At 53.4% G+C, this 14,006-nt stretch carries 9 protein-coding genes; 5 read left to right on the top strand and 4 right to left on the bottom strand.

The window, feature by feature from the left end:
* The first annotated feature begins 110 nt into the window (after positions 1–110).
* Complete coding sequence (locus GBK04_RS09540) at positions 111–1,973, top strand: M61 family metallopeptidase (protein WP_152758989.1); 1,863 nt, start codon at positions 111–113, stop codon at positions 1,971–1,973.
* A gap of 71 nt (positions 1,974–2,044) precedes the next feature.
* Here the strand turns inward: GBK04_RS09540 and GBK04_RS09535 are convergent, their stop codons facing one another.
* Complete coding sequence (locus tag GBK04_RS09535) at positions 2,045–2,476, bottom strand: EamA family transporter (protein WP_152758988.1); 432 nt, start codon at positions 2,474–2,476, stop codon at positions 2,045–2,047.
* Positions 2,477–2,604: 128 nt separating this feature from the next.
* Entirely contained in the window at positions 2,605–3,456 is an 852-nt protein-coding gene (locus tag GBK04_RS09530) for an SDR family NAD(P)-dependent oxidoreductase (protein ID WP_152758986.1), read from the bottom strand.
* Positions 3,457–3,976: 520 nt separating this feature from the next.
* On the opposite strand from GBK04_RS09530, the gene GBK04_RS09525 reads away from it, so the two are divergent.
* Together GBK04_RS09525 and GBK04_RS09520 are read left to right on the top strand one after the other, a co-directional pair.
* The gene (locus GBK04_RS09525) at positions 3,977–4,573 is read left to right on the top strand and encodes a hypothetical protein (protein ID WP_152758984.1); all 597 of its coding nucleotides are present in this window, start codon (positions 3,977–3,979) and stop codon (positions 4,571–4,573) included.
* A gap of 27 nt (positions 4,574–4,600) precedes the next feature.
* Positions 4,601–5,125 carry a PRC-barrel domain-containing protein gene (locus GBK04_RS09520; RefSeq protein ID WP_152758982.1) on the top strand — a complete coding sequence of 175 codons (525 nt, stop codon included), beginning with the start codon at positions 4,601–4,603 and terminating at the stop codon, positions 5,123–5,125.
* 113 nt (positions 5,126–5,238) lie between these two features.
* Here GBK04_RS09520 and GBK04_RS09515 read toward each other — a convergent pair whose 3' ends face one another.
* Entirely contained in the window at positions 5,239–6,819 is a 1,581-nt protein-coding gene (locus tag GBK04_RS09515; RefSeq protein ID WP_152758981.1) for a M81 family metallopeptidase, read from the bottom strand.
* A gap of 327 nt (positions 6,820–7,146) precedes the next feature.
* On the opposite strand from GBK04_RS09515, the gene GBK04_RS09510 reads away from it, so the two are divergent.
* Both GBK04_RS09510 and GBK04_RS09505 read left to right on the top strand, forming a co-directional pair.
* Positions 7,147–8,289, top strand: coding sequence for an acetamidase/formamidase family protein (locus tag GBK04_RS09510; protein ID WP_152758979.1), 1,143 nt, complete (start codon positions 7,147–7,149; stop codon positions 8,287–8,289).
* An 81-nt stretch (positions 8,290–8,370) separates the two neighbouring features.
* On the top strand, positions 8,371–10,251 hold the full coding sequence (locus GBK04_RS09505) for a gamma-glutamyltransferase family protein (protein WP_152758977.1): 1,881 nt from the start codon (positions 8,371–8,373) through the stop codon (positions 10,249–10,251).
* Between the two features lie 23 nt (positions 10,252–10,274).
* Here the strand turns inward: GBK04_RS09505 and GBK04_RS09500 are convergent, their stop codons facing one another.
* A complete protein-coding gene (locus GBK04_RS09500) occupies positions 10,275–13,616 on the bottom strand; it encodes a S41 family peptidase (protein WP_152758975.1) in 3,342 nt (1,113 codons plus the stop codon).
* Positions 13,617–14,006 lie beyond the last annotated feature (390 nt).

Below are 14,006 nucleotides of genomic sequence, written 5' to 3'. Positions count from 1 at the left end.
GCTATTTATCATAGAAGCAGAACCTTACTATATTATATTGCTGTTTCTTTTACGTTTGTATTGCCGATACCCGCATGGGACTTCTTATTAACCACAATTCCATTTACTGAATGAAACAAGCGAAATATGTTTTCCTGCTGGCGCTGCTCACGGCCAGCTTTTCGGGATTCGCCCAGAAAGAGTACCAGTTTTCCGTCGATCTTACGCAGCCCCAGGACGACAAACTGACCGTGAATCTGGATACTCCCCCGATTCGGCAGAAGACGGCCACCTACCACTTGCCCAGGGTAGTGCCGGGTACCTATTCCATCAATAATTACGGCTCGTATGCCAGCAATTTTAAGGCGTTTGATAAGAAAGGCCGCGCCCTCAAAGTGGAGAAGCTGGACAAAAACAGCTGGAAAATCAGCAAGGCCAAGAAACTGGCCCGGATTTCGTACCAGGTTGACGATACCTGGGATACTCCCGAAATCACGGAAGACGTATTCGAACCCAGTGGCACCGACATCGAGCAGGATCGGATCTTCGTACTGAATTCCTTCGGCTTTTTCGGGTACTTTCAGGACATGGAAAAGCTACCCTACCGCGTCAGCATCACCAAGCCCCAGGGCTTCTACGGCTCTACCTCGCTGGTGAACCAGAATAAAGATGCGGCCAGCAACAAGGATGTGTTCGTCACGGACGATTACCACGCCCTGGCCGACGCGCCTCTGATGTACAACCGCCCCGACACCGTGTGGCTGAAGGTAGGGAATGCGGACATTCTGGTGTCGGTGTTTTCTCCCAACAATAAATTCGCTACCAAGGATCTGGCCGCCGACATCAAACCCACACTGGAAGCGCAGAAGGACTACCTGGGGGGTACCTTGCCCATCGACAAGTATGCCTTCATCATCTATATGTCCGACCGCCAGGACTTGACCCGCTACGGTGCCCTGGAGCACGCGCAGTCGTCGTTCTATTACCTACCCGAAACCTTTTCGGAGGAGCAGTTGTCCAAATCCATCAAGGACATCGCTGCGCACGAATTTTTTCACATCCTGACCCCGTTGAGCATCCACAGCGAGGAAATCGGCAACTTCGATTATATCAACCCCAAAATGTCGCGGCACTTGTGGCTGTACGAGGGCCTGACCGAATACGCCGCCCACCACGCGCAGCTGCAGGCGGGCCTTATTGACTTGCCTACCTACCTGGATCGGCAAATGGATAAAATCGAGAATTCGCGCACGCGGCACAATGATACCCTGTCGTTCACGACCATGTCGCAGGAAGTGCTGGATACCTATAAGGACGAGTACCCCAATGTATACGAAAAAGGGGCGCTGATTGGCCTGAGCCTGGATCTCAAGCTTCGTCAACTTTCCGGCGGCAAGTACGGTACCAAAGACCTGATGCGTGATCTGGCCAAGACCTACGGCAAACACAAATCGTTCAAAGACGACGAGCTGTTTGATAAAATCACCGAACTCACCTACCCCGAGATGCGCGACTTTTTCAGAAGGTACGTAGAAGGCGGCGAGCCGCTACCGCTGGGCGAACTATTCGATGCCATCGGGATCACCTACGATCCCAACGGTGAGAAGAAAGAAGTGGAAAAAGCCTTTGGCGTGGGTTTTGCGCTGATGCCCGGTACCAAGAACATCATGATTTCAAGCATCAGCGAGGCCACCGATCTGGGCAAGCGCCTGGGCCTGGAGCCGATGGATCAGATCGTGGCTATCAACGGACAGCCCTTCACCATGGAGACTTACGCCACCGTGCTACAGAGCTACGACGAGAAGTTTAAGGCGGGTGATACCGTATCATTTACGGTTAAGCGTAAGGTATCCGCGGATGAGACCAAAGAAGTAGAACTCACCGCCGACCTGCGCGATGCTATAGTTCCATATCCCACGCTCACCCCCAAAGCCAACCCCACGCCGCAGGAATTGCAACTCCGCAATGCCTGGATGGGAAAGATGGGCGCATGAACTAATTGGAAAAGAGAATCTTAGAACCGAAAGACGCGCAGGGTACCCTGCGCGTCTTTCGGTTTGCACGGCTATTCAGCCGACTGCTGCGAAACACCGATCAGTACCGCGCCGCCGATCATCAGTAGAACCCCCAGCACTACCTGCCAGTTGAGCTTTTCTTTGAGAAAAAGTACGGCAAATAGTACGGCAAAAACCAATGACAGTCGTTCCAACGAACTCACGAGCGAGGCATCGCCTAGCTTAAGAGCCCGGAAGGTGAACAGGGAAGAAAGCGTGGTAGCCACGCCCGCCCCAATCAGAAAAAGCCAGGTACGCTTGTCGATGCTGGAAATATCCGAAAGGTTTTTCTGCCAGATCGTGGCGGTCCAGGTTATGAGCAGAATGAAGATGGATTGGATAGCGAACGCCAGCGTCGCGTCCAGGTTTTTGAGTCCGGCTTTAGAAAGAACCACAGAGGCTCCGGCCGCCAGTGCTGCCAAAAGGGCAAAAACGATCCACATAGATTTGGGTGGGGTATAGGATTAAAAAAAAGTGTTTCAGATTGGTGGGGTACATGATCACAACCATGAAAAACGGCCGATGTTTCATTCATTGAATCCATCGGCCGTTTTCAGCAGACAAAGTACCATCAGGCACGGACGCTGTCCCGCTCGTGATTCAGCTCCAGAATACCCTTGGGTTCTTTTTTTAATTCTTTAGGTACCAGGTCGCCCACGGGGCCTTTGGCTACCGTGACGCCGCCATCGGCCAGCCACAGCGCTCCAGTGACGTAGCTGGCTTCATCTGACGCGAGGAAAGCATACACATTGGCCATTTCTTCGGGGGTACCCCGGCGGGCCATGGGCGTCGCCTGCACCAGCGTTTTTTCCATTTTCTTGTCCATCGAGCCCGTTTCTTTGTGCGTCCAGGCGGTATCGATGGCGCCGGGGCACACGCAGTTGGCGCGTACGCCATATTGAGCCTGTTCTACGGCTACCCCTTTCATAAATGCGTGCATAAAGCCTTTGGTGCCGCCGTAAGGGGCGTTTTGGGCCAGACCGTTGAAGCCCGCTTCGGAGCCCGCCGAAACAATGTTCCCCCTACTTTTCTGCAAAAGGGGTAAAGCGTATTTGGTCATTAGGAAAGCCGAACGCAGGTTATTTTTCAAAAGCTGGTCGAATACCAGCGTGTCGTAATCCTGCATTTCGCTGGTATCCAAAAACATCCCCGCATTGTTGATCAAAATATCCAGCCTTCCGTAGGTATCAAGTACCAGTTGCACACAGGCCTGGGCGTGCGTTTCTTCCGATACATCACCCACATAGGCTACCGCCTTATAGCCGCGTTGGGTGAGTGTGCTGGCTACATCGACGACGGGGTCGTCGGGCAATCCGTTCAACACCAGTGCAGCGCCTTCCAGCGCAAATTTGTGGGCAATCGCCTCTCCAATCCCCGTTCCGGCTCCCGTCACAATAGCCACTTTTCCTTCTAGTCGTTTCATAGTTTGTTGATGAATAATGATACATAGCTCTATTGGCATTCCACTCCCGATAAGAGTGCATCCTGGGAGGTTTGAAAAAATAAGTGTGCCGATCGTGAGGACCTTATATATACCGGATTCCGAAAGAATAGAATAGCACAAAACGCTTTGGATTCGTAATCGATTGATTGTCGGTTAATTAAGAATAGTCAATATCCGACGGCAGTTAGGTGGGAACGTTCTTCCAACCTTTGTCCGGTAAATACCACAGCGACCCCTATACGTCAGGTAAGGTAGATAAGGGGTCGTGTAAATACCAGAGGGAAGAATGGATGATACCCCGCCAAAAAGCTCCTTATGGGTTTATATAGGCGATTTTAGCTGGAATAAGATGTGGGTACCTGCCCAAAAAATGGTTCCTTATGGGTGTAAATGGTCCTTTTTAGACAGGGTACCTCCGAGGAAGGAATGGTGTTTGTAGTCATTTAATGTAAAATAAGATACATAATACATTATTTTACTATCATTAACGATTACTACTATGGCTGAAATAAAAATCGAAAAGAAAAAACCAATCTGGCCCTGGCTTCTGGCTGCACTGGTGGTGTTGGCATTGCTCGCTTATGTATTTATGTACGACAATGACGATAGATTGGCAGAAAACGATCAGGAAACCACCGACCTGATTGATAATACAAATGCAGGTACCAGTTCTAACCCGGACCCAGCGGTGGCCAGCTACGTGCAATACGTGAAGAACGATCCCGATAAAATGGGGCTGGATCATAGCTACGCCAATGAAGCCCTCACCCGGCTTGCGGAGGCGGTAAAAGCCAAGGCAGACCAGATCGGCTATGACGCAACTACGGATCTGAACCAGGTGAAGGAATACGCGGACAAAATTGCCACTGATCCTTTTGAAACGTCCCACGCCAATAGCATTCGGAAGGCCACGGATATGGTGACCACCACGCTGCAGAATATGCAGCAAGCACAGTACCCACAACTCAGCGGTGAAGTGGACGAACTCCGGCAAGCCTCGGCGGCCATCGATCCCGACGTACTGACCCTGGACCAGAAACAGGCGGTCAAGGCGTATTTCGACAAAGCTTCGGATGTTTTACAAGATATGAATTGATTATTCTCACCAAAAAATAAAAGAACGATGACTGATAAAAAGAAAGACCTATACTACCTGGACGATTTGTCCGACTACAAAGTGGCCTCCGATTTCAGCGACGTACGCGGTTGGCCGGTCAAGGATGCCGACGACCGTACCATTGGCAAGGTGGATGGCCTGCTGGCCAGTAAAAAAGCCGAGCGCGTAGTGTACCTCGATGTGGAAGTGAACGAAGAACTTATTGAAGATGGACATAAGCCGCTGGAAGCCTCTGCCAGCGAAGGCGTACATGAGTTTATCAATAAGGAAGGTGAAAACCATGTGATTATCCCGATTGGGATGGTAAGCCTCCGGGAAGACGACGAGGAGGTATATACCGATCAGATCAATCGGGCTACTTTTGCCAAAACCAATCGTTTCAGCAAGGGCACCGACTTTGATCAGGATTACGAAATCGAAGTTTACCGGCTTTACCTAGGCGACCCTACGGTGATTATTCCGGTAGATGATCGGAATGCCCTGTACTCGCGCGATGAATTCGACTACACAAAATCCCGTCAGCCAAGCTGAATGGAAATAATTGAGTACTGGCTGGTCGATTCCTGCCAAAAAACAAAAAACCCTGCTGGCTCCGGAGCCAGCAGGGTTTTTTGTTGGGAAAAGTATTAGCCAACTACTTCACTTCAAAGCTTGTCGGAGGCAGGTACCAGCTGCGCCGAGAGGTCAGGCTCTTTCATATTTTTGTCCAGCGGAAACATCGGGCGATTGATGTGCTTGTAGCCCAGTCGTTCCAGGTCCTGGTCCACGCCGCCGGGCGTCAACGCCAGAATCCAGTCGGCGCGCATGTCGTACAGCTCAGGTACCAAGTACCCAATCTTGACCACCACGATATCCGTTTTCCGGGGGTTCAGGCCGAGGTTGGTAAAGTCCTTTTCCAGGTGGTAGGGTTTCCGCTTCTTGGTCACGATCACGTGTACACTACCTACCTTCACGACCACCTCTACTTCGGCGTTGATATCTCCGCGCTCTATGGCTTCTACGGTACCTACCAAATGTATGGGCGGGGCGTAGCGGGCATCCACGGCAGCTCCCGCGTAGCCATCTACCTTCCCACTTACTCCGGCGGCAATCGCTTTTTCGACCAATTCGGGACCGGGAATGGAGGCATAGATCAGCGAGGGGCCTTGGTCCGTCTTGAACTCTGGTCGGGCCAGAATTTCTTTCAGCGTCCAGGTTACGTCCCCCGCGCCGCCAGCGGTGGGGTTATCGCCGGAGTCACTAATGAAGAAGGGATGCTTCTGACTCACCATGGCTTTATCGAGGCTTTCCTTCAGGGTACCCGTAGGGGCTACGAACTCAAAATCGGCGCGGGCTTTCCAGAAACTTTGGGCCAGTTGCTCAGCAGTGTTTGTCACGGCACTTTTATCGTCGCCTGTCACCATCACCACCGCGTGATTGCGTGGTTCGTCGGCCCAGGCGTATCCTACCCAGATCGCCGCATCGATAATGCCCGGCTTCTTGGTAGCGGGATCTACCGCGGCATAAATGCTTTTGGCGGGCTCGATGCGCGTGCTCGTTTTTTCGCCCGGCAACAGAATCGGCACCGGTATCCAGGCTTTGTAGGCGGGTTTGCCCTTGCCGCTTTCCAGCCGATCCAGCAGATTGTCCACGGCCCGCTGCTTGGTTTCCATAGCATCCTCGTGGGGCGCCATACGGTAACAGGTGATCAGATCAGTGTTTTCAGCAAGCCGCCACGATACGTTTCCGTGCAAATCCATCGAGGTCGAAATCAGCATATCGTTGCCCAGAGCTTTACGAATCCGAACGATAAAATCGCCTTCCGGATCTTCCAGACCTACCACACTCATGGCACCGTGGATGTCAAAAAACAGGCCGTCGTAAGGAGCGTTCTTCTTCAGACTGTCCAGTGTTTTCTGCACCAGCGATTCGTATGCCTCACGGGTTACGGTGCCACCGGGGAGCGCCTTGCCAACGACGGCCGGAAACCAGGTAGCCCGCTGACGCTGGGATGAACCAGCCTCAAAAAACGGATAGGAGGAAAATACCGCGTCACCGGACTTGGCGTGGAAGGCTTCTTCCTGGGTGAGAGCCGGGGAAAAGGTACTGGATTCGATGGCGAGACCGGCGATGGCGATGCGAGGCAGGGCCTTTCCGGAATTTTCCTTTTTTGGCCCGCAGGCTATCAGGCTTACGAGGGAGAAAAAAATCAGAAGGTTCGGGATAAGTAAAAAGACACGTTTCATGGATGAGGAAAGGAGTATGAGAAAAGTAAAAACGGACAGCATAGTTCGAGGCGATTGGCTTTAAAAGTACTTAAAAAAGCCAATAATTTACAGCCCGGGCTGTAAAAGACTGTTTGGGAAAAAGCCTGAGTCTCGGAAGAATAAAGGGTGTTTCGTGGAACCGAGTTTACTATTCTTTTAAAATTTTGGTATTTACTGGTACTTAATCCATAAGTAAGTTCTGATTCGGGATAAATGACAACTTCTCTGGCTATATTGTACAGCTGAAAGCGGAATCCCGCGGGTGGTACCTGGGCAGTCGCCATTCAACAACCTAAACAAATTGAAATGAGTAGTTTATATTCAGACGAAGAGAAGCAAAATTCCCGCCGGAGTTTCCTGAAAAAATCGGCAGTCGGCGGAGTAGCAGCCCTGTCGCTCAGTACCCTGGCGACCACTTCATCCGCAGGTACCCTTGCTGCCGCTCCCATCAAATCGGACCACCTGATCCGTTCCGTGCCCGAAAATCTGGTGTGGGGGTACTTTGGAGCCGATGTGCCGCCGGTGGCCCGAATTAAGGATGGCGATATTGCTTCAATAGAAACCATTAGCACGGTGGGGATTGACCAGAAAGACCCGGAAGGTTTTTTTAAAAGCCATAACCTACCCCTGGACCAACACGCCCAGGAGATTATTGATGCCCTGAAAAAGGTGAAGCCCGAGCCTTCCGGCATTCGCGGACACATGCTCACGGGTCCTGTCTACATCGAGGGAGCCGAACCGGGCGACAGCCTCGAAGTCCGGATTATGGACCTGCCGATCCGAAGTACCTACGGCATAAACGCCGTACGGGTGGGCGGGGGAGGACTGCCCGACGAAGTCAAAACGAGCGAAACATTTATTTACCGTTACGATAAAAAGAAAAGTACGGCCTCAACGGTGGATGGCGTCGATGTGCCACTCCGGCCCTTTATGGGCGTTATGGCCCTGTCGCCGCCGCCCGAAAAAGGCCGGGTCAGTTCTATTCCACCCGATTTTTTCGGCGGTAATCTGGACATCAAACACCTGGTCAAAGGTACCACGCTGTACCTGCCGGTTTCGGTGCCCGGGGGACTTTTCACGGTAGGCGACTGTCACACGGCGCAGGGCAACGGCGAGGTGAGTGGGACGGCCATCGAAGCTTCGCTAACGCTGGTGGCCAAATTCATTGTACACAAAGCGAAAACCCTCAAACAGGTACGGGCCGAAACGCCCACCCACTTCATCGCCATCGGTCTCGATCCCGACTTGCGTCAGGCTATGAAAAATGCCCTGATGGAAGCCGTAAAGTTCATCAGTGAAGAACTGGATTTCACCTTCAACCAGGCACTGTCCATCGCCAGCACCGGGGTAGACTTTGAGGTGAGTCAGGTAGTGGACCGTACCCTGGGCGTGCACGCCATGATTCCGAAGTCGATCTTTACCAAAAAGAAGTTTCCGTACTGGACGTGAGTAGGTATGCCCAAACCCTGAACTTTCGAAGTGAGTAACGGTTTACCTGAAAATGCTTACTTAAACCTGACTGCCAATCGTATGAAATACTTTTTCTCTCTCCTGCTACTGACGGGTACCCTGCTTTCGGCATCGGCCCAGCAAACCCAGAAACCACCGCTGCACGGCAAACACTGGATGGCCATTACGGGTAAGCCTCTGGCTGCTACTGCCGGGGCCATGACGTTCCAGAAAGGCGGCAACGCCGTGGATGCTGCCTGCGCCATGCTGGCCGCTACCTGCACCATGTGGGATGTGCTGAGCTGGGGCGGCGAAACCCAAGCCCTGATTTTTAATCCGAAAACCAAGAAGGTCATCGCCATCAACGCCATGGGTGTGGCTCCTACTGGCGCTACTCCGGAGTTTTTCAAGAGCAAAGGGTACAACTTTCCCCCGCAGTACGGCCCGCTGGCGGCTACCACGCCAGGTACCCCCGGCGGCCTGATGCTGATGCTGGCCAACTACGGTACCCTGAACCTGCAGCAGGTACTGGCTCCGGCCATGGAACTGGCGGCCGGGTACCCCATCGATGCCCAAACGGCCAATAGCATGGAACGCGGTAAGGACGAGATCAAGGCGTGGCCTTATAGCAAGAAAGTGTTCCTGCCCCATTTGGGTGAGAAGCGGGAAGCCCCCGAAGCGGGCGAGATTTTTGTCCAGAAAGACCTCCTGCAAACCCTGACTAAGCTAGTAGAAGCCGAAAAAGAGGCTCTAAAAAAAGGCAAGAGCCGGAAGGACGCTATTATGGCCGCCTACGACCGTTTTTACAAAGGGGATATTGCGCAGGAAATCGTGCGGGGTAGCCGCGAACAGGGCGGACTTTTCACGATGAATGATCTGGCTAATTGGAAGCCGCTGGAAGAAGAGCCGCTGAAAGTGAACTACAAGGGCGTGGATGTATACAAAATGCAGCAGTGGACGCAAGGGCCGGTACTACTGCAAGCTCTGAACATCCTGGAAAATTTTGACCTCAAAGGTATGGGGTACAACAGTGCCAAATACATCCATACGGTGTACCAGGCCATGAACCTGGCTTTTGCCGACCGGGATTTTTATTATGGTGATTCGTACGCGACTCCCGCTGAACCGATGGACGGACTGCTGAGCAAAGCGTACGCGAAGCAGCGGGCCTCGATGATTCAGTACGAAAAAAATGATGCGATGATCGGGCCCGGCGATCCCTATCCCTTTGAAGGCAAAAAGAACCCGTACCTCGAATTACTGAAAGAACGAGGCTATGAGCTGGATACTACGAAACGGAATTTTGCCCCGACCCACGATACCCGCAACAGCTCCTCGCTGAATGAGTACATGGAAAACCTGTGGCTGGGTACCACCTCGGTGGAAGCGGCCGACCAGGAAGGTTGGGTAGTATCCATCACGCCCAGCGGGGGCTGGATTCCCGCCTGCATTGCCGGCAATACGGGGGTAGGTATGAGTCAGCGCATGCAGAGTTTCGTGCTGGAACCTTCCCTGAATCCTTTCAATGTGGTGGAGCCGGACAAGCGGCCCCGCGTTACGCTGACGCCCTCTCTGGCATTAAAAAACGGGAAACCCTACCTGAGTTTTGCGGTGCAAGGCGGCGATACACAAGATCAGAATCTGCTGCAATATTTCCTGAATATCAATGAGTTCAATATGACGACTCAGCAGGCTGCGGAGGCCGCGAACTTCAACTCTAACCAACTGTGGCTGTCGTTGGGGGGTACCCAAAACGAAGACCGCCAACCCAAGCCGGGCCAAATCCTGCTCCACGACAGTACCCCGCAGGCCGTGCGCGACGAACTGCAAAAAATGGGCTACACCCTGGAGTTTGACGACCGCACCAGCGGCCCCATCAACGCCATCTACTTCGACTGGGAGCACAACAGTATGTGGGGCGGTTCCAGCAACCACGGTGAAGACTACGGGATAGGCTGGTAAATGTTTCCTTTCTAAAAAGATCGCTACTGCTTCTTCAAGGCCGGGCTTGAATAGGCCGGATGTGCTACGTCCGGTGCTTTCTTCTGATCGATCAATAACAGAGCCTCCTTCACGGCGCGCTCAAGCTGGGGGTCGGTACCGTTGGCCAACGATTTGGCGTCCTGCCGAACGGCGATGTCCGGTGCTACGCCTTCGTTTTCTGCAATCCACTTTTTATTGATGGGATCAAAAACCGCATTATCGGGCGCGGTGAGCGCACCGCCATCCACCAGTGGATAGTGGACCGACGACTTCACCAGACCACCCCAGGTACGGGCCCCAATCAGAGGTCCGGCTTTTTGCTGCCGGAATACCCAGGGGAAGAAGTCGCCGCCCGAGCCGGCCATTTCGTTAATGAGCAGTACCTTCGGACCCAGAATACCCGCCGGCAGGCGCAGCGCGGTCCCGTTCGGGGCTTCATTGGTGACGGCCGCCCGCAGGGTACGGGTCATCAGATCCACCATATAATCATCCAGAAGGCCACCGCCGTTGAAACGCTCGTCGATCACCGCGCCTTCCTTATCTTGCTGGGCAAAGTAGTAGCGATTGAACGACACGAAGCCGCCTCCACTGGTATTGGGTACCCACACGTAGGCGAGCCGGCCGTTGGAAAGCTTATCCACCAGGCGGCGGTTGTCTTCCACCCAGGCCCGTTGGCGCAGGGCATTTTCACTGCTGATGGGTTTCACGATTTCTTTCCAGGCTCCTTCAAAGTCGGGCGTTTTGTTGAGGTGAAGTACCGTTTGCCGGTCTACGGTACCATCCAGAAAACGGTACGGGTCGTCAGTGGTGCTCATCTCCTTGCCGTTGATTCCCACCAGATAGTACCCTTCCTTGGCCTTGATGCCGGGGCGGTCCAGAGGACTGGACAGTTCAGGATTCCAGCTTTCGGTAGTGTATATTTTTTTGATCTTCCAGCGATTTTTATCTGCTACTAAATCAGCCCCCAGCAGACCTACCGACGGCTTCTCGACTTCGGGGTAATCGCCGCCAAATACAAAGCTATGCCCCACCGATAGTTCCCCGTTTATCTGATCAAGGATGGTGGTCAGGTCGGCGCGGTGCCGGATGTAGGGTACCAGGGGGGCGTAGCGGTCGTGGACTTCCTGCCAGTTGCGGCCGTGCATGTTGGGGTCGTAGAAGTAATCTCTTTCGTAACGCCAGGCTTCCTCAAACATCTGCTCCCATTCTTTCACGCGGTCCAGCTTCATTTTTAGGTCTACCTTCATCACCTCGCCATCGGCGCCGGAGGGTTTTTGCGTGTCCATCACCTTCCAGGTACCTCCCAGGCGGGCCAGCATTTTTTTGCCATCGGCCGATACCGAAATCTGGCTCGCGCCGCTCACGTATTCTTTGGTTTCGGCCTCCTTCAAAGTGAATTTTTGCAAAGTAAGTCCGCTGGTTTTTGCCTTTTGTTCCCCAATGAACACCACGCCCGCCGGGCCGTTGATCAGTTGGGGGTAATTGCGCACCGGCAGGGGTAGGGCCATGGTACGGCGTTCGATGCCTTCAAAGTCGATCTGTACGGTTTCCAGCTTGGTGGTGTCTTTTTCTGCTGTGGCTTTAGAGTCGGTGCTTTTGGTCTTCTTTTCTTTTTTTGAATCGTCGGTCGGCTTGGTATCTTTCTCGGGTTTGTCCTCTTCTTTGGCGGTTTCCTCGTCGCTTTTTGGCACAAAAGGCGAAGGGTCTACTTTCCGCAAGTTCACCACGTAGGCAGCATATTCCGGGTCGGACGTCATAGCACTGGTATTGGCCCAGCCCGAGCCCAGGGCTACCTCAGTGCTGGCCAGAAAGTAGAGGTGTTTCTTGTCAAGATCCCAGGCGGGTGAAAAAGCGTCCGCAAAGGCATCGGTGAGGGGTTGGGTACTCTTGTCTTTCTGCGACCAGACATGAATGCGTCGAAAGTTGTTAGATCCACTTTTGGCGTAGGCCAGCCACTGCGAGTCGGGCGACCAGGTAAGCCCCAGGCTACCCCGCTCGATGTTGGTACCTCCCACGTCGGCGGTTTGAATGGTACCTGCTTTTATATCCACAATCCGAATGCGTACGTCGTCGTCGGTGAAGGCAAGGTACTTACCATCGGGTGACCAGGCGGGCTCCCAGGCCATCTTGGATTCGCCGATGGAAATCGTGCGGGGTTCCGATAAGCCAGCCTGCGAAGCAATAAGTAGCCGGTACCCTTTCTTATCCTTATCTGAGAACCAGGCGATTTCGTTGCCCGTGGGAGACCACAGGGGCGCCCGGTCGGCGGCGTCGGTCGATTGGGTAATGTTGCGGGCATCGCCGTTTTCGATCGGGACGGTAAATACTTCCCCGCGTGCCTCCATGATGGCCCGCTTACCACTGGGCGAAAGCGAGGCCGATCGGGCTACTTTGCTCACATCTTCCCACTTAGTTTCGGCCCAGGGAAAATCGCCTTTCACTTCAATGGAGAGTTGGGTGGTGGTACCGCTGTTAGGATCGAGCAAATGCAGGTACCCATCCCGTTCGATGACCAGCTGATTGCTGTTGCCGCCCAGCCATTTAATATCGGCTCCTTTGAAGGTGGTAATCTGTTTCAAAGCCCCGGTACCTGGTGTAAAGGCCCACACATTGGTGGCCCAGTCGCGATCCGACAGAAAGTAGACTGTTTCGCCAATCCACAGCGGCTGTATGTCGGTGGTAGATTCGTTGGGGATCAGCGTTTCGGACCAATCCTTTAGGTTCAGGACCACCAAGGGTGTGTTTTGTCCGCCCCGGTAGGCCCGCCATTCCGAATCCCAGCGGTCAACGCGGTCGAGCGCGATACTATTGCCATCGGGCGACAGCGAACCATTGGTACCCCACTGGGCGGTAAGCAGGGTGGAGGAGCCTCCTTCTACCGGTACGGTCCACAGGCGCTCGTAGGCAGTGGGAGCCGTTTCGCGCGTGGAGGCGTACAGTACTTTCTTGCCATCGGGTGTCCAGCCGCGGGCGCTCGAGGCGCTGGGGTGCCAGGTGAGTCGGGTAGGGGTACCCCCTTCTGCCGGTACAGTATACACGGCATTGCCACCCGAGCGATTGGAGGTAAAGGCAATTGATTTTCCATCCGGCGAAAAATGCGGATCACGCTCCACGGCGGGGGTACTCGTAAGCCTGACCACCCGCTGGCCGTTCAATTCCGAAACCCAAATATCGCCCCCGTAAACAAAGGCAATGTGGGTAGCGCTTAGCGTGGGTTGTTGCAGCAGCCGGGTACCCTGGGCGAATGAGTCAGTTATTGAAAGGCAGATAATACCGAGCCAGATCAATTTGGGCAATGTCCTAACAGAATCCGCAAGTCGGCGGGGAGGGAAAACGTGGGTCATGGGGTTTACTTTTTAAGGAATGGGGAGAGTAAATTAATTCATTTTTGCAATTCTTCAATACTTTTTCACCAATCAAGGATAGGTAGGGGTCGTGTCAAATCCACCGCATACCGCACGGTCGCCCAGGCAAGTGTCAACGGTGCAGTACTTTGCCGGCCTATCCGCTAGCAAAACCGGAAGCTGTATGCTCTAGAATCATGAAGAAAGGGGAGCCCTACAATTTGCCTAAAGACTCACAGAGATACCCGGTATGGCCGGCACAATGCCAAAAAATGAAGAAACTGCGGACGCATTACGGGACTGAAAAAAATGGGACTGTCGGGTAGGGTACCAACTTACCTCGTTTTCTAGGGCGCATCGATAAGGTACCTTCGGGAAGGCGCGGAGAAA

This window comes from Salmonirosea aquatica (genome assembly GCF_009296315.1).
GTDB lineage: Bacteria > Bacteroidota > Bacteroidia > Cytophagales > Spirosomataceae > Salmonirosea > Salmonirosea aquatica.
This window is presented reverse-complemented; position numbering and strand designations above follow the sequence as displayed.

Bases quoted from the DNA above. Each gene is read 5' to 3' on its own strand.
- GBK04_RS09540 (WP_152758989.1), top strand. From the start codon at position 111: ATGAAACAAGCGAAATATGTTTTCCTGCTGGCGCTGCTCACGGCCAGC.
- GBK04_RS09535 (WP_152758988.1), bottom strand. From the start codon at position 2,476: ATGTGGATCGTTTTTGCCCTTTTGGCAGCACTGGCGGCCGGAGCCTCT.
- GBK04_RS09530 (WP_152758986.1), bottom strand. From the start codon at position 3,456: ATGAAACGACTAGAAGGAAAAGTGGCTATTGTGACGGGAGCCGGAACG.
- GBK04_RS09525 (WP_152758984.1), top strand. From the start codon at position 3,977: ATGGCTGAAATAAAAATCGAAAAGAAAAAACCAATCTGGCCCTGGCTT.
- GBK04_RS09520 (WP_152758982.1), top strand. From the start codon at position 4,601: ATGACTGATAAAAAGAAAGACCTATACTACCTGGACGATTTGTCCGAC.
- GBK04_RS09515 (WP_152758981.1), bottom strand. From the start codon at position 6,819: ATGAAACGTGTCTTTTTACTTATCCCGAACCTTCTGATTTTTTTCTCC.
- GBK04_RS09510 (WP_152758979.1), top strand. From the start codon at position 7,147: ATGAGTAGTTTATATTCAGACGAAGAGAAGCAAAATTCCCGCCGGAGT.
- GBK04_RS09505 (WP_152758977.1), top strand. From the start codon at position 8,371: ATGAAATACTTTTTCTCTCTCCTGCTACTGACGGGTACCCTGCTTTCG.
- GBK04_RS09500 (WP_152758975.1), bottom strand. From the start codon at position 13,616: ATGACCCACGTTTTCCCTCCCCGCCGACTTGCGGATTCTGTTAGGACA.